Here is a 14,877-nt window from a genome sequence, read left to right as displayed (position 1 = left end):
TAATTTTTTGCCGGTCCACCGGCCGGTGCATGACCGATCCAGAAGATCGAGAGAGAAGAGAGAGGTGACCGGGCTTTATGAGTCTGGCGCTGGCTTCACTCGACGTGAGCGTCGAGCTTGAGGCAAACCTGCCCTGTCGGAAGTTCGACCCGGACCTGTGGTTCTCGGACTCCCCGGCCCAGCTGGAGCTGGCCAAGTCGCTCTGCGGGGACTGCCCGCTGCGCGTCGAGTGCCTCGCCGGTGCGGTCGAGCGGAACGAGCCCTGGGGTGTCTGGGGCGGCGAGATCTTCGAGCGGGGTGCCGTGGTTCCGCGCAAGCGGCCGCGGGGCCGGCCCCGGAAGGTCGACGTCGCGCGCGACGCCGAGCTCAAGGTCGAGGTCGAGGAGCGGCTCGCCGCTAGCGGTCTCGAGCGCAACGCCGTGCGACTGGCGGCCTGACATGACCATCGCGACCCCTTACCGAAAGACGAGCACCGTAACCGTGAACACGACTGGAGCCCCGAAGATGAGACTCATCCAAGAAGCGTTGTCCCGTGCCCGAATGCGTCGGCCTCAGGCGTACCGCACTGAGGCGCACCGTCCCGCTCGTCAGATCGCCACCGAGGCGCGCTACCGCGCTGCTGGCGAGCTGGGCAGCATCCGTTACTGATCGATCGAGCACCTGACCCGCTCACATGACAGGGGCCCGTCCGCGATTCGCGGACGGGCCCCTTCGCGATGTCTGCCGGGCGTCAGCTCACCGGGGTGAACCCGGGCAGCCATTTCTCCACGATCGACCGGTACGGCGCCTGTGCCTCCAGTTGGCACAGCACCCCGATGGAGCCCAGCGTCACCCGGTGGATCAGCAGGTAGGACGGCGGCAGGTTGAGTTTGCGGCTGAGCTGGTACGCGGGCGAGCGTGGGCTGGACAGCCGGGTGGCCTCGGAACGCAGCCACGACCGGGTGAACCGGAACTCCGCACTGGCCAGCGGCTCGATCATCGGGCGCAGGAAGTTGAGCACGGCGACCGCGTCGAGCTCGTCGTCCGGCTTGATGAAGCCCTCGTCGCGCAGCCCGTCGGCGACCGCCTCGGCGTCCCCGTCCAGGGCGAGCCGGACGAGTCGGCCGATCGGCTCCGGATGGCCGCCGGGCAGCCGTGCAACTGCGCCGAAGTCGATGACGCCGAGCCGTCCGTCCGCCAGGACGCGGAAGTTGCCCGGGTGGGGGTCGGCGTGCAGCAGGCCCGCCCGGGATGGGGCGGAGAAGTGCAGGATGGCCATGAGCCGTCCGGCCTCGTCGCGCTGCGCCTGGTCGCCGTCGCTGATCACCCGGGCCAGCGGGGTGCCCTCGACCCATTCGGTGACCAGTACGCGCGGCGCTGCCGTGATCACCTGCGGCACGAAGATCTCGGGGTCGTCCGCGTACGCGGCGGCGAAGGCGCGCTGGGTATCGGCCTCCATGGCGTAGTCGAGTTCCTCGGTGATGCGCTCGCGAAGTTCGGCCAGGAGCGGCTTGATGTCCATCCCGGGGTGGATGATCTTGAACATCCCGGCGAGCCGGGACAGCTGCTTGAGGTCCGCGAGCAGGGCGTCTCCCGCACCTGGGTACTGCACCTTGACCGCGACCGGCAGGGTCTTGGGCTTCGCGTTGCGGCGGGCCGGTGGCACCTTCCACACCGCACGGTGCACCTGGCCGATGGAGGCCGCCGCGGCCGGGCTGTCGTCGAATTCCACGAAGTGCTCGCGCCAGTCTGCGCCCAGTTGCTCGGCGAGTGCCTTGTGCACCGAGGCGACCGGCATCGGCGGCGCCGCCTCCTGCAGTTTGGTCAGCGCTTGCCGGTACGGCCCGGCCATCTCCTCGGGCAGCGCCGCCTCGAACACCGAAAGGGCCTGGCCGAACTTCATCGCGCCGCCCTTGAGCTGGCCGAGCACGCTGAACAGTTGCTCGGCCGTGCGCTGCTGGATGTCGGCGGAGATGACTTCGGATGCCATGCCGACGGCCCGCTTGCCGAGCCCGAGCGCCGTGCGTCCGGCGAAGCCGAGGGGCAGGGCGGCAAGCCGGGCGGTCCGGGAGGCCGCGCGACGCGGGATGTCGCTCACCAGATCATTGTGACTGACGCTGCCGAGGCGCACGGACCGGGATGAATGCGTTTGGGACCGCTTGTGCCCCAAGTCCGGTTGTCCCGCGGCCTCCGGACGGCGTCGGTCCCATCGCTTGCCGTCGGCGGACGCTCCGAACCCGGGTGCAGCCGCAGTCCGGGTGCGGCGGCCAGGTGCGCCGCCGGAACCGGCCCGGTGCGGCGATCTCGACGGCGGCGCCCAGCGTTTCGGGTGCGCCACCGTCGATGAAGGTGAGCGCTTCGGCCGTGGCGTACGCCGTGGCGGCCAGCAGTGTCGCCACGGTGCAGGGTTCGGCCGCCCGCGGGCCGGGTACGCCGCCCGGCCACGTGGTGTCGCGGTCGCGTCGGTGCAGGTCGAGGCAGTTCAGGCAGGGGCCGCCGGCGGGCGGCACGAGAGGCCCCACGACCGGTACGCCGTGGTGCACCGCCACGGCGAGGTGGGCCTGGCGACGCGCCGCGTGCGCTGCGGCGAGCAGCGCGGCAGGCTGGTCCTGCCCGAGCTGGACGACGAGCCCGGCCTGGCCCCGCCGGATGGGCCCGGTCCGGGTCCCGGGTGCCGCGCGATGGATCGCGGCGGCGACCGCATCGCGGCTCGGCACTCCGACGTCGTCGCCGGTCAGCGGCCCGCCGGGGAGATCGGCGCGGCTGACCCGGCCCGGGAGGTCCGGGTCGACGTGGCCGACCCCGGCTGAGGCGAGAGCCACCGCGACCGGCGCGCCGAGCCGCCCACGCCCGGCCACGACGACCTGGGCCGCGGCTCTGCGGCGCAGGGTCCGGGCGGGGACTCCGCCCGGCGTGGGCGACGTCGCGCTCGCACCTGGCGCGCCCGGGTGACGCTGCGGCGGGCCGGTACGTCGTAGGGCCAGTGCGGCGGCCTCGCCGGTGAGCCGGTCTCGGGTTTCGGGTGGCAGGGCCGGGGGCAGCAGGTGGCGCCCGGCCAGCACATACCCGGTGGTGTGCAGGGCGTCCAGCAGGGCCCGCGCCTCGTCCGGCGGGACGCCCATCGTGGCGGCGCGGGCGAGAATCACCCGCTCGGGCCGGGTGCCGTCGAGCAGGTCGAGCAGCCCGGCAGCGCGAGGGTCGGGCAGGTCGACCAGGACGGCCCGGGACGGATCGAGCCCTAGCTGCAGCGTGTGAGACCCTCGCCAGAGTCGGGGTGTCCCGGGCAGCAGTACCGGGCGCAGCAGTGGAGTGCGCGTCATGAGTGACAGAATGTCACCGCCCGGTGCGCCACCGTGACTGTTATCCACAGGCCTCGACGCGCCTGCGCAGGGTTGTCCACAGGCGTACGCCAGTTATCCACAGCCCCTGACGGGCTGCGTGGAACGCCGCCAATCACCTAACGTGGTGCGGCGGCTACAGGTTATGGCCGGACGGGGCGACTTCGCCGCCGCCCCCGTCCGGCCTGAAGAGCGATCAGGCCTTGGCCTTGCCCAGGATGCGGTTCACGGTGGTGCCGCAGACCGGGCACTTGCCTTTGGCCATGTTCATCCCGGTCTTCGAGACCTCCACGGTGCCCTGGAAGTCGCGCTTCTCCTTGCACTTCACGCAGTAGCCGTTGTACGTGTTGTCGGCCACGGTTCCTCCTCGTCTCGTTGTCGGCCGGGTCGGCCCGGCGCCTGGGCGGCGGTGGGCCGCTTCCCTGTTCGGCGCTGGACCGCTCCGCGACCACGTGGATGTGGCCACCCGCTCGGGGCGCTCACTACCCAGGTCGGGCCGTTTCCATGTCAGCGCAGACGTCGACGGTGTCGCCGACGTCGTGAGTGTGCGATGCGAGATGTCCGAATAGGGGCAGATATGCCGGGACACGCCGAGGAATACGCTCAGAAGCTCCCAAACAGTACAGAAAGGCGCTGCCGCTCAGCCGATCCTGGTGGTTATCGTCATCCGGGTTCGACGCGCCGTGTTGCAGCACGGAAAATTCTTCCGGGCGCATCGGTACAAAGCTCAAATTTCTGCCGCGTGTCGCCCGTCATGGTCTTGCGGTGACCAGGGTCTCACGGATTAGCGTCTCAACGTGAACCCGAAACTGGGCCGCGCGAGCCGGTAATGGCCCGCACGCGGAAGCCTGTGGTCGAAGTGCGGCGCAGCCAGCGCCGACGCCGAACGGTGTCCGCATACCGCGACGGTGAGCGCGTTGTCGTGCTCATCCCGGACCGGTTCTCCCGCGCCGAGGAGAGCGAGTGGGTCGCCCGGATGCTCGCGCGCCTCGCCGCCCGCGAGGAACGCATCCAGCGCACCGACGACGAGCTGCAACTCCGCGCCGGGCGCCTGATCAACCGCTACCTCGCCGACCACGCGCTGAACGCCTCGCCCAACAGCGTCCGGTGGGTGACGAATCAGAACGGCCGCTGGGGCTCCTGTACGCCGGATGACGGCACGATCCGCATCTCCCACCGGATCCAGGAGATGCCCGACTGGGTCATCGACTACGTGCTGCTGCACGAGCTCGCCCACCTGGTCGTCCCCAGCCACAGCGCCCGCTTCTGGGACCTGGTCAACCGCTACCCCCGGGCGGAACGCGCCCGCGGCTACCTGGAGGGCATCTCCGCCGCCACCGGTCTCGTCCTGCCCGAGGACTGACCCGCCGTTCCTTGCCGGGCCGTTGTCGCTAGCCTCGGGCCGTGGTGAAGCGGATCGTCGTCGCGATGCTCGTGCCCGTGCCCTGGTGTCCGCCCGGCACGGAGGCCGCCGCGTGGCGGGCGGCGCTCGCCGAGGACGTCGTCGACCTGCTCGCCCGGCTGGCCCAGGCGGAGCCGGCGATCGCCGCGACCGGCCCCGACCGGCCGCTGGCCGAGGAGATCGCCTGGCCCGGCATGCGGATCTACGACATACCCACCGCGACCGTACGGCCGGTGCTCACGGCGGCCACCGCGGACGGCTTCGACGAGGCGGCGATCATCGCGGCCGACGCCCCCGACGTACCCGGCATGATCCTCGGCAAGCTGTTGCGTCCGCTGTCCGGCAAGCCCGTGGCCGTGTCTCCCGCCGCTCCCGGGCCCGGACTTCTGGGCGTGGCGGCGCGGCTGCCCGCCCCGGACTGGCTGCCCGACCACGACCTGGACGACGCGTCACCGATGTCGCTTCGCCGGTGCGCGCCGCAGCCAAGCCTGGTGGAGTCGACGCCCGACTGGCACCGCCTTCGCGGCCCGGCCGAGCTGGCCGCGCTCGACCCGGCCCTCGAAGGGTGGGACGCCACCCGCGCGCTGCTCGGCGGGTGAACGGCCGCTACGGCTGCTTGTCGTCCCCCTGCTGATCGCCGGACTGGTCCTCCTGCCCGAGCTTCTCCAGGTCGGCGATGTCCCAGTCCGTCCGGGCCCGGGCGAACGCCTGTGGGTCGGCGAAATCGTCGTCGGTGGGCAGCAGGTCGGGGTGCTCCCAGAGCGCGTCGCGGCCCTGGATGCCGCGCTGCTCGGCGAGCGCCCCCCACAGCGCACCCGCCTCGCGCAGCCGCCGAGGCCGCAGCTCCAGACCGACCAGCGCCGCGAACGTCTGCTCCGCCGGACCGCCCGCGCCGCGCCGCCGCCGGAACGCCTCGCCGAGCGCGGCCACGGACGGCAGCCGGTCGCCCGCCGCGCTGTCGACGACGGTGCCGACCCAGCCCTCGATGAGCGCCAGCGCGGTCTCCAGCCGGGCCAGGCTCGCCTTCTGCTGCGGGGTGTCCTCGGGCGTGAAGATGCCCTCCAACGCCATCGCCTGCATCGACTCCGGGTCGGACGGGTCGACGCGGCTCATCGCCTCCTCGATCGCGTCCCGGTTGACCGTGATCCCGTTCGCGTACGTCTCCACCGCGCTGAGCACGTGTGCCCGCAGCCACGGGACGTGCTGGAACAGCCGCTGGTGGGCGGCCTCGCGCAGGGCCACGTAGAGCCGGACCTGGTCCTCCGGCAGCTCCAGGCCCTCGCCGTACGCCTTGATGTTGACCGGGATGAGCGCGGCCGTGCCGGCCGGGCCGAGCGGCAGGCCGATGTCGCCGGCCGAGAGCACCTCGGCCGCGAGCTGGCCCAGCGCCTGACCGAGCTGACCGCCGAAGAGCGCGCCGCCCAGGGTCGCCACCATGGACTGCATCGGCCCGAGCTGGGCCCGCGCCTCCTCGGGCACCAGGTCGCTCATCGCGCCGACCATGCGCCCGGCGATCGGGTCGCACAGCTTTTGCCACACGTCGAGCGTGTTGTAGATCCATTCGTTGCGGTTCCACGCGGCGGCCGAGCGGATGCCCGACGGCAGCGCCGACACCGGGTCGAGCCAGAGGTCGGCGAGCCGCAGCGACTCCTCGACCTGGGTGCGCTCGACGATGGTCACCGCGGGGTCACCCGCCGCGGCAAGCTGGCTGGCCGCCACCTGCCGGGCCAGGTCCCAGTTCACCGGGCCGTTGCCGGGGGCGGCGAACATCTGCTGCAGCTGGGCCATGAACTGCTGCATCTGCTGGGGGTCGGACGGGTCGGGCGGCTGGGCGCCGGGCAGCGAGAAGCCGAACGGGATATCAGGCACGAGGTCCACGGTACGCGTGAACCGCCCGCCCGGAACCGACGCAGGCGTCCGCTCAGAGAGAACTCAGCAGGTTGCCAGGAGCGGTACAGGATGACGCAAGTCCCAGCTCAGGGAGAACTCAGGAAGGTTGGATACGCTTCCGCGCATGAGACGTCGCGGTGTCACCGTCATCCTCGGCGCCCTGTTCACCGCGTTGCTGGCAATCGGTGTCATGGCCACGCCCCTGCCGTATGTGGTGCTCAAGCCGGGGCCGACGGTGAACACGCTCGGCTCGGACAATGGCAAAGAAGTCATTCAGGTGACGAAGGCCGCAACCTCGACGTCCACCGGTCAGTTGCGGATGACCACGGTCGGCGTGCAGCCCGACGTCGAGCTGATCTGGGCCATCCGTGGCTGGTTCAGCAAGGAGCAGGCGGTCGTGCCGCGCGAGCTGATCTACCCGCCGGACCGCAGCGAGAAGCAGGTCGAGCAGGACAACAAGGAGGAGTTCCAGTCGTCGCAGTCGTCCGCCGAGACGGTGGCGCTGCGCAAGCTGGGTTACCCCGTCCAGACGTACGTGAAGAACGTCACCGCGGGTGGCCCCTCGGAGGGCAAGCTCCGCGCGGGTGACGTCGTCACGGCGGTCGACGGCACCTCGGTCACCAGCCCGGAGAAGCTGACCGAGCTGATTCGGGCCAAACCGGCCGGCACCGGGCTGAGCGTGACCTACACGCGGGACGGCAAGCCGGGCACGGTCACGATCAGCTCCAAGGCTGACAAGGACGGCAAAACCCCCCGGATCGGGGTGGAGATCGAGAAGCGCCAGCCGCACCCCTTCACGGTCAAGATCGCCCTGGACGAGATCGGCGGGCCCAGCGCGGGCCTCATGTTCACCCTGGGCATCATCGACAAGCTGAGCCCCGAGGACCTCACCGGCGGCAAGATCATCGCCGGTACGGGCACCATCGACGACGACGGCGACGTCGGGCCGATCGGCGGGATTCCCCAGAAACTGGTCGGCGCCAAGAACGCCGGAGCGCAGATCTTCCTCGTGCCCGCGGACAACTGTGCCGAAGCTGTGCGCAACTCCGTCCCCGGCCTGCCGATGGCGAAGGTGGCCACCGTCGACGACGCGCTGACGGCGGTCAAGACGTTCACCAGCGGCGGGACGCCGACCCCCTGCCCGGCCGCCTGAACGGGGTCGTCGTGTGGTCTCGCCGCCCGGCGCCGGCCGCGCAAGAATCGGTCCAGGTGTACGGGGTGCACCGGGACGGCATCGTAGTGTGAGTCACCAGCCGGCCGCCGCGGCCGGCGAACGGCGAGACCGAGTGTGTGGAGCCAACGTTGGTCATGCGTAACAGCCCGCTGCCGAGGATGAGCCGTCGTGGTCGCGTGACCGTGGGCGTCCTCGTCGGGGTATTCCTTCTTTTCACGCTGCTCGGCTGGGGCATCGACGCGTACACCGACTGGCTGTGGTTCAAAGAGGTCGACTTCACGAACGTCTTCAAAGGGGTCTTGGAGACCCGGTTGCTGCTGTTCGTCACGGTCGGCTTCGCGATGGCCCTGATCATCGGGGCGAACCTGTACCTCGCGTACCGGCTGCGGCCGCTGCTGCGCCCGCACTCCGCCGAGCAGGCCACGCTCGAGCGGTACCGAATGATCATCGCCCCGCGGATCGGCACGTGGATCACGGTGGTCTGTGCCGTTATCGGCTTCTTTGCCGGGCTGAGCGCGCAGAGCCGGTGGAAGGACTGGATGTTGTTCCGCAACGCCCAGCCCTTCGGCATCCGTGACCCGCAGTTCAAGGTGGACATCGGGTTCTACGTCTTCGACTACCCGCTGTGGCGCTACCTGCTCGGGGTCGGCTTCACCGCGATCGTGCTGTCCGTGATCGGTGCGCTGACGGTGCACTACATCTTCGGCGGGGTCCGGCTGCAGGGCGTCGGGGACCGGATGACCTCGGCCGCGCGCGCCCATTTGACCACGCTCGTGGCGTTCTTTGTCCTGCTCAAGGCGGTCGCCTACATCCTCGACCGGCGGGCGCTGCTGATGGAGCAGCACGTTTCCCCGGGCCTGTTCGGCGCCGGCTACACCGACGTCAACGCGCTGCTGCCCGCCAAGGAGATCCTCGCGTACATCTCGATCGTGGTGGCAATCGCGATCATCGTGTTCTCCAACGCGGTCATGCGCAACCTGGTCTGGCCCGGCGTCGCCCTCGGCCTGCTGGCCATCTCCGCGGTCGCGATCGGCGGCATCTACCCCCTCGCGGTGCAGAACTTCCAGGTCCAGCCGAGCCTGCAGGACAAGGAATCGCCGTACATCGCGCGCTCCATCGCCGCGACCAGGCAGGCGTTCGGCCTCGACCAGACCGACGTACGCGCCTACAACGCGTCGAACACCACGCCGCCGTCGACGCTGCCCGCCAACACCAGCGCCCAGAATGTCCGGCTGATCGACCCGCAGCTGGTCTCCGAGGCGTTCACCCAGTCCCAGCAGGTGCGCGGCTTCTACGACTTCGGCCAGAAGCTCGACGTCGACCGGTACGACGTCGACGGCACCACCCGCGACTACGTCGTCGGCGTCCGCGAGATCAACGACCGCCAGCTCACCCCGCAGCAGCGGAACTGGCTCAACCGGCACACCGTCTTCACCCACGGGTACGGGCTCGTCGCCGCCCCCGCCAACCAGGTCTGCGGCGGCGGGCTGCCGTACTTCGTCTCCGGCTTCCTCGGCGCGGGCCAGCAGGCCAACTGCTCCTCGCCGACCGAGGAGATCAAGGTCGACCAGCCCCGGATCTACTACGGCGAGCAGGCCAGCGAGTACGCCATCGTCGGGCAGGCCGACAAGAGCAAGAACGTCGAGTTCGACCGGCCCCAGCCCGGCGACAACAACGCCGGGGAGCGGTACACGTACGAGGGCACCGGCGGCGTGCCGATCGGGTCGACGTTCCGCCGGTTCGTCTTCGCCATCAAGAACGCGGAGAGCAACTTCCTGCTCTCCGACGCGGTCAACAAAAACTCCCGCCTCATGTACGTGCGTGACCCCCGCTCCCGCGTCGAGAAGGTGGCGCCGTTCCTGACCATCGACGGCGACCCGTACCCCGCCGTGGTGAACGGGCGGATCAAGTGGATCCTGGATGGCTACACGACCGCGTCGACGTACCCGTACGCCCAGCGGATCAACCTGCAGCAGCAGACCCGCGACGAGCTCACCAACCAGGGCACGTTCGAGCTGGCGCGCGACAACGTCAACTACATGCGCAACTCGGTCAAAGCCACGGTCGATGCGTACGACGGCACGGTGACCCTGTACGAGTTCGACGAGCACGACCCGGTGCTCAAGGCGTGGAACCAGGCGTTCGGCGGCCACCTGATCACCCCGAAGGCAGAGACCCCGAAGGCCCTGTCCGCGCACTTCCGGTACCCGGCCGACCTGTTCAAGGTGCAGCGCAACCTGCTGGCCCGCTTCCACGTCACCAACCCGGCCGAGTACTTCAGCGGGCAGGACTTCTGGCAGGTCCCGAACGCCCCGGACAACCCCGATCGGCAGGTCCAGCAGCCGCCGTACTACCTCAACGTGCAACTGCCCGGCCAGGACGACACCCGCTTCCAGCTCACCTCCGCGGTGACCCCGAACAACCGGGAGAACCTGGCGGCGCTGATCTCCGGCTCGTACGTCGACGACCAGCCCCGCCTGGAAGTGCTGGAGTTGCCGGATCAGACGGTCATCCCCGGTCCCGTGCAGGTGCACCAGAAGATGACCAACAACGCAGCCGTACGTTCCGAGCTCACGCTGCTGTCCAATAGCAACCAGAGCCAGGTCCTGTTCGGCAACCTCATCTCTCTGCCCGTCGGCGACGGCATGTTGTACGTCGAGCCGGTATACGTCAAGAGCGGCCAGGAGAACGCCGTACCCCTGCTTCAGAAGGTCCTCATGTCCTACGGCGACGGTGGCGAGTACGTCGTGCTCGCCGACAGCCTGAAACAGGGCCTCGACGCGCTCGTCACCCAGGCCAAGAACAGAGCAGGGTCCAGCGGCAGTAACGACGGCAAGCCGCCGACGTCCGGTACCCAGCCGCCCGCGCTCACCGGACAGCTCGCCCAGGCCGCGGCGGATCTGGACCAGGCCATCGCCAACGTCAAGGCCGCGCAGCAGTCGGGCGACTTCACCCGCTGGGGCCAGGCGATGCAGGCACTGGATCAGGCGATGACCAACTTCCAGAACGCGCAGAAAGCGGCCGGCGTAAGCGTCCCGAACACGGGTCCGTCCGCTCCCGCCTCGGCAGCCCCAACAACACCACCGTCCGCGAACCCGAAGCCAAGCAGCTGACCTGCAGATATGACAGCGAAGGCCCCGTCGCGTGCGCGGCGGGGCCTTCGCTGTCACGAGGAATGTGGCGGGGGTCTCGGGGGGTGGTTTTGCAGGCAGCCGTGGGGTTGCGCTAGTGTTAACGAGCCGACGCGGGGTGGAGCAGCTCGGTAGCTCGCTGGGCTCATAACCCAGAGGTCGCAGGTTCAAATCCTGTCCCCGCTACCACGGGAAACGGGCCCTCAGAGATTCTCTGAGGGCCCGTTTTCATGTCCCGGTGACCAACTCTGTGACCAGCGGGCCCCCTGTGACTACCCGGGCGGTCACGTCGTGGGGCGGTCCGGGTCTTGCCGAAGATCAGACCGGCGACCGTGACGGCGGTGTGGGCATCCCGCACCTGATCGCCTGAGCGGTGCACGTAGGTCTGCATCGTGAAGGCCGCGCTGCTGTGCCCGATCCGTTCGCTGAGCGCGTTGACGTTGATTCCGGCGTTGATGGACACGGTGGCGTAGCTATGCCGGACTCCGTGCAGGGTGATCCGGGGCAGGCCGGTGCGGTCGACCAGGCGGTTGAATCGCCGGGTGATCGTGTCCGGGTGGATCTGGCGGCCATCCTCGAAGCAGAACAGCTTGCCGTGATCCGGGTAGCTGCCTCCCCACGCCCTCCGTTCCTCGTCCAGTATGGCGAGATGCCCCCGCAGCACGGCGACGGTCTGCGGATCGAGCGAGACGGTCCGGCGGCCGTCCTCCGTCTTGCCGTCCTCGTCAATCGCCTTGCCGTCGACCACCACCCGGGTCGGCGCAGGTTGTTTTGTCTATTGTCAATTGATGTTTGGCGTTCTATCCAAGAAGATGGTGGACGGCCTAGATTTCCAGTGCCAGCGAAAGCAGCTCCGCCAAGGTCTGCCGCACCTGCCGCGCATTGCGGCAGCGAGCGACCCGATGGGTCGCCGGGCGAAGGAAAGCCTCAAGCGTGTGAGCGCCGTTGGCGCTGTCGCGTTCCCGCAACTGCTTGACGGTCGCAGCCGGGCGTGTGCTGTAACTGCGCGTTCCGCGCGCCACCCGAAGCACGGAGCGGATGTCCCAGTCACGGCCGCCACGCCAGCGGTGCGCGACGGCTCGCTTGATCACCCGCCATGTGGTCACCCGCGGAGGCAGGTCGAGCCAAATGATGATGTCAGCCGCATCGCGCAGGGGGGCGGTCCAGCCTGCATACAGACCGTCTGCCACCCAGCGGCCACTGGCGGCGAGGGCAATCGCACGCTCCTGGCGTACCCCGTCCGGGACTCTCGCCCACTGCCAAAAGGGGGCATCCGGCTTACCGTCCGGAGGGTCGTATGCCACCCGGTCGAGCTCGTGATGCGGCATGGGCAGCCGAGACCCCAAGGCGCGAGCAAGCGTCGTCTTGCCACTACCGGGACCGCCCAGGATCAGGACGCGACTCAGACCAGTCGCGTCGTCCTTAGGCATGGTCGGCACCATACCGGGGCTCCTCACGCGGTGGACCTGGGAACCTGTAGGCATGGCGTACCTGTCGCATCATCGGTGGATCCACGACGGTGTGCAGTACGAGGTCAACAACTTCCACCACGCCGAATTCGATGCCTGGTGCTACGAGCTGTATGCCGTGGATAACGACCCTAACCGCAACGACTACATCGAGTTCCGTATCCCGGACCTGACTCCTGACGGCTCCTTCACCCCAGCACCCGCAACGGAGGCCGTCTTCCTCGCCCATGGAGAGCCGAAGATTCCCTGGCCCCTGCTGCGCCGTCTCATCGACCTGATGCACGAGTACGGAGATCTCGTAGGTGACGGGCAGCCAGCGGTGGAAGCCCACGACGGCGAGGCCGAAGTGTCCCAGTTCCCGACCCCCGGCCGTGACGATCGCCAGCCGGGCTGAGCCGCGTCGAGCGCCGGGCGATCGGCTGCCGCGCCAGCAAGCTGGCTTGCCCCTCGGATGCCTCGGGTCGCGCTGCGCACCGTTCGGGCGCTGGTGGCCAAGATCGGGGTCGAACCGCCGACCTTCCGATTTCAGGCAGGTGGGCGCGGGGCGCTCCGCCAACCCTTGGGCTCCGTCAAAACGATGAGAAGCGTCCCGATCGGTCCCCACCAACTGGGCGTGAACCAGGGGCGAGGGTCGATGCCCTTCCGCTCGACGATCAACTGATTGAGGAGAAACCATGCCCACCATCAGGTGAGAGTGGCCAGGAACCCAATAGCTTCGAGCACAGAACCCTCCCAACCGTCCACACGTCCCGTGGCTAATCGCCGGCACGAGCATCGACCTGAGGAAAACTGGGCTTTACCCGGATCGACGAACAGCGCCAGGCCCACTGACGGCAGCAGTTGACGGCACCGATGGCAGCCTCGGGGGCGGTAGTGCGGCAGACGGGAATCGATTCACCGCAGGTTTCCATCCCTGGTGCACCTGCCGGACGGCCGTGCTCCGCGCTGGCAGTATGGTCGTACCCGAGCGGGTTCCGATGGGAACCAGCTTGGGAACGGGACCCGGTGGCAGTAGGCAGGAACCGGTGGGACAACCCGGGGCAACCACGGGGTGAGGCAGACCGATGACCAGGACGTCAGCCATCCCACGAGAACCACGAGACGCCGCTTGATCACCTCATAACCCAGAGGTCGCAGGTTCAAATCCTGTCCGCGCTACCGCGGAAACGGCCCCTCGGAGAATCTCTGGGGGGCCGTTTTCATGCCTCTCGCCGCCGGGTCGGCCGGATCAGGCCGCGGGCTGATGCCGATGGGGCGGCCCGCTGCCACCGACTTCTTCACGTGCTCTCGCTGGTGATAGCGCGGACGTTGAACGCCAGCGCGAGCCCAAGGGCAACGAGCCCGAGCAGGAGGAGCGCGGCCATTGCTTCTTTCATGACTGCTGTCCTCCGGAGGTCGATGCCCATGAACGAGTGCCCGGCCACCTGACTCAAACCCAAGGCCAGATGTCGGCGTACGGGTTCGCAATGCAGAGCCGCGTACGCCACCGAATGCACCGAAGTCATCGCAATCCGCAAGCTCGGGGGTGAGCTGACGGCCGAACCGGCCCAAATCATCGACTGTACGGAGCGACGTTTGCCGAGTCCCCGCGTCAGGATCTCGCCGATGAGTGCGCGGTCGATCAAGTGATTTTCCATAGCTTTGCCGCGTTGTCGTGCAGGACTGCGGCCAGTAGTTGAGCGTCGTCGATGACGCTGTGGAGGGTGGCCAACGAAGCGGCTGGTACTCCGTATGGGGTGTTGGAACCGAACATGCACCTGTGGGGGATCTCCTGCACAGCGGCCTTGAGGACAAATGCTTGCAGGACGCTGGACAGGTCCAGATGAAGGTTGCCAACGTCACGGGCGAGTTCGACGGCGAGCATGGCATTCAGGCCACCGAAGGCGCCGATGATGATCGGCACACGGGGATGCCGGCGCGCGATGTCGGCATAGACACGCAGGTCGGTGTCGGTGTTGGGCGCGAAACCGTGGGTGAGCACGGGAATGCCCCCATGATCATCGGCCAGTCGGACGACGGGAAGAATGCTCTGCGCCGCACCGGGTGCGGGCGTGAGCTCACCGATGCCCACCATGGCGGCGTGGCGCAGCTGTTCGTCGACGAAGCCGACCAAGATCTGTTCGTCGAGGGCCAATGGCGCCGCAGCCATCCCCACAACCCGTCCGGCATGCACGTCGAGCGCTTCGCGTAGTTCGTCTGCGGGGCCGGTGAAGGCAGACGGGTCGACTGCGGTGCCGGCGACCACCCTTTGCAGGGCTGCGAATTCCATCTTCACCTCCTCGAGGGTGCCGGCGCGTTCGGGGTGCACTCTGGTGGAGAGCAGGACAGTCAGGTCGATCCCCAAACGCGCGTCATCGACCAACCGCCGTTCGAGGTCCGCGGTCACGTGGGCGTGAATGTCGATCGTCACAAGCTTGTCTTCCTTGGCTGGTGGGTCATGTCGAAACGGTAGGGTTTGACATTGGTGTCAAGGTCAAGCCTGCGGGGAGCGGGG

At 68.7% G+C, this 14,877-nt stretch carries 14 protein-coding genes and 1 tRNA gene; 7 read left to right on the top strand and 8 right to left on the bottom strand.

The genetic code is table 11. The features are described 5' to 3' along the window. Nucleotides 1–77 precede the first annotated feature (77 nt). Complete coding sequence (locus ACMCNK_RS16790) at nucleotides 78–437, top strand: WhiB family transcriptional regulator (RefSeq protein ID WP_412737340.1); 360 nt, start codon at nucleotides 78–80, stop codon at nucleotides 435–437. A 293-nt stretch (nucleotides 438–730) separates the two neighbouring features. Here ACMCNK_RS16790 and ACMCNK_RS16785 read toward each other — a convergent pair whose 3' ends face one another. The 3 genes from ACMCNK_RS16785 to ACMCNK_RS16775 all read right to left on the bottom strand — a co-directional run bounded on the left by ACMCNK_RS16785 (nucleotide 731) and on the right by ACMCNK_RS16775 (nucleotide 3,675). Further along, on the bottom strand, nucleotides 731–2,077 hold the full coding sequence (locus ACMCNK_RS16785) for an ABC1 kinase family protein (protein ID WP_412737339.1): 1,347 nt from the start codon (nucleotides 2,075–2,077) through the stop codon (nucleotides 731–733). A gap of 4 nt (nucleotides 2,078–2,081) precedes the next feature. After that, the gene (locus tag ACMCNK_RS16780) at nucleotides 2,082–3,299 is read right to left on the bottom strand and encodes a hypothetical protein (RefSeq protein ID WP_412737338.1); all 1,218 of its coding nucleotides are present in this window, start codon (nucleotides 3,297–3,299) and stop codon (nucleotides 2,082–2,084) included. Between the two features lie 214 nt (nucleotides 3,300–3,513). Further along, nucleotides 3,514–3,675 (bottom strand): DUF5679 domain-containing protein, encoded by a 162-nt coding sequence (locus ACMCNK_RS16775; RefSeq protein WP_015625326.1) that lies wholly within the window; start codon nucleotides 3,673–3,675, stop codon nucleotides 3,514–3,516. 471 nt (nucleotides 3,676–4,146) lie between these two features. Between ACMCNK_RS16775 and ACMCNK_RS16770 the strand changes: the two genes are divergently transcribed. Together ACMCNK_RS16770 and ACMCNK_RS16765 are read left to right on the top strand one after the other, a co-directional pair. Beyond that, complete coding sequence (locus tag ACMCNK_RS16770; RefSeq protein ID WP_412737337.1) at nucleotides 4,147–4,680, top strand: M48 family metallopeptidase; 534 nt, start codon at nucleotides 4,147–4,149, stop codon at nucleotides 4,678–4,680. A 41-nt stretch (nucleotides 4,681–4,721) separates the two neighbouring features. Further along, a complete protein-coding gene (locus tag ACMCNK_RS16765) occupies nucleotides 4,722–5,318 on the top strand; it encodes a hypothetical protein (protein WP_412737336.1) in 597 nt (198 codons plus the stop codon). Between the two features lie 7 nt (nucleotides 5,319–5,325). Here ACMCNK_RS16765 and ACMCNK_RS16760 read toward each other — a convergent pair whose 3' ends face one another. Next, nucleotides 5,326–6,588, bottom strand: coding sequence for a zinc-dependent metalloprotease (locus tag ACMCNK_RS16760; RefSeq protein WP_412737335.1), 1,263 nt, complete (start codon nucleotides 6,586–6,588; stop codon nucleotides 5,326–5,328). Between the two features lie 145 nt (nucleotides 6,589–6,733). Here ACMCNK_RS16760 and ACMCNK_RS16755 point away from each other — a divergent pair, with 145 nt between their 5' ends. The 3 genes from ACMCNK_RS16755 (at nucleotide 6,734) to ACMCNK_RS16745 (ending at nucleotide 11,103) form a co-directional block, all read left to right on the top strand. Beyond that, nucleotides 6,734–7,762 (top strand): PDZ domain-containing protein, encoded by a 1,029-nt coding sequence (locus ACMCNK_RS16755; protein ID WP_412737334.1) that lies wholly within the window; start codon nucleotides 6,734–6,736, stop codon nucleotides 7,760–7,762. Between the two features lie 179 nt (nucleotides 7,763–7,941). Next, the gene (locus ACMCNK_RS16750; protein ID WP_412740889.1) at nucleotides 7,942–10,896 is read left to right on the top strand and encodes a UPF0182 family protein; all 2,955 of its coding nucleotides are present in this window, start codon (nucleotides 7,942–7,944) and stop codon (nucleotides 10,894–10,896) included. Between the two features lie 130 nt (nucleotides 10,897–11,026). Beyond that, a tRNA-Met gene (locus ACMCNK_RS16745) sits at nucleotides 11,027–11,103 on the top strand. Here the strand turns inward: ACMCNK_RS16745 and ACMCNK_RS16740 are convergent. Both ACMCNK_RS16740 and ACMCNK_RS16735 read right to left on the bottom strand, forming a co-directional pair. Next, nucleotides 11,060–11,578, bottom strand: a complete 519-nt coding sequence (locus ACMCNK_RS16740) for a tyrosine-type recombinase/integrase (RefSeq protein ID WP_412740888.1) — start codon at nucleotides 11,576–11,578, stop codon at nucleotides 11,060–11,062. The genes ACMCNK_RS16745 and ACMCNK_RS16740 overlap by 44 nt on opposite strands. Before the next feature lie 160 nt (nucleotides 11,579–11,738). Continuing rightward, complete coding sequence (locus ACMCNK_RS16735) at nucleotides 11,739–12,344, bottom strand: hypothetical protein (RefSeq protein WP_412737333.1); 606 nt, start codon at nucleotides 12,342–12,344, stop codon at nucleotides 11,739–11,741. A gap of 52 nt (nucleotides 12,345–12,396) precedes the next feature. Here ACMCNK_RS16735 and ACMCNK_RS16730 point away from each other — a divergent pair, with 52 nt between their 5' ends. After that, the gene (locus tag ACMCNK_RS16730; RefSeq protein ID WP_412737332.1) at nucleotides 12,397–12,777 is read left to right on the top strand and encodes a hypothetical protein; all 381 of its coding nucleotides are present in this window, start codon (nucleotides 12,397–12,399) and stop codon (nucleotides 12,775–12,777) included. A gap of 883 nt (nucleotides 12,778–13,660) precedes the next feature. Here the strand turns inward: ACMCNK_RS16730 and ACMCNK_RS16725 are convergent. Then, a complete protein-coding gene (locus ACMCNK_RS16725) occupies nucleotides 13,661–14,008 on the bottom strand; it encodes a hypothetical protein (RefSeq protein ID WP_412737331.1) in 348 nt (115 codons plus the stop codon). Beyond that, nucleotides 14,005–14,793 carry an amidohydrolase family protein gene (locus ACMCNK_RS16720; RefSeq protein ID WP_412737330.1) on the bottom strand — a complete coding sequence of 263 codons (789 nt, stop codon included), beginning with the start codon at nucleotides 14,791–14,793 and terminating at the stop codon, nucleotides 14,005–14,007. The genes ACMCNK_RS16725 and ACMCNK_RS16720 overlap by 4 nt, the downstream gene beginning before the upstream one ends. Nucleotides 14,794–14,877 lie beyond the last annotated feature (84 nt).

It is taken from the genome of Krasilnikovia sp. MM14-A1259, from assembly GCF_047159535.1.
Classification (GTDB): Bacteria; Actinomycetota; Actinomycetes; order Mycobacteriales; family Micromonosporaceae; genus Actinoplanes.
The sequence above is the reverse complement of the archived record's forward strand: the minus strand, read 5'-3'. Positions and strand labels throughout refer to the sequence as shown.

Coding starts and splice junctions, on each gene's coding strand:
- ACMCNK_RS16790 (WP_412737340.1), top strand. CDS start 78: ATGAGTCTGGCGCTGGCTTCACTCGACGTGAGCGTCGAGCTTGAGGCA.
- ACMCNK_RS16755 (WP_412737334.1), top strand. CDS start 6,734: ATGAGACGTCGCGGTGTCACCGTCATCCTCGGCGCCCTGTTCACCGCG.
- ACMCNK_RS16735 (WP_412737333.1), bottom strand. CDS start 12,344: ATGCCTAAGGACGACGCGACTGGTCTGAGTCGCGTCCTGATCCTGGGC.
- ACMCNK_RS16770 (WP_412737337.1), top strand. CDS start 4,147: ATGGCCCGCACGCGGAAGCCTGTGGTCGAAGTGCGGCGCAGCCAGCGC.
- ACMCNK_RS16730 (WP_412737332.1), top strand. CDS start 12,397: ATGGCGTACCTGTCGCATCATCGGTGGATCCACGACGGTGTGCAGTAC.
- ACMCNK_RS16750 (WP_412740889.1), top strand. CDS start 7,942: ATGAGCCGTCGTGGTCGCGTGACCGTGGGCGTCCTCGTCGGGGTATTC.
- ACMCNK_RS16780 (WP_412737338.1), bottom strand. CDS start 3,299: ATGACGCGCACTCCACTGCTGCGCCCGGTACTGCTGCCCGGGACACCC.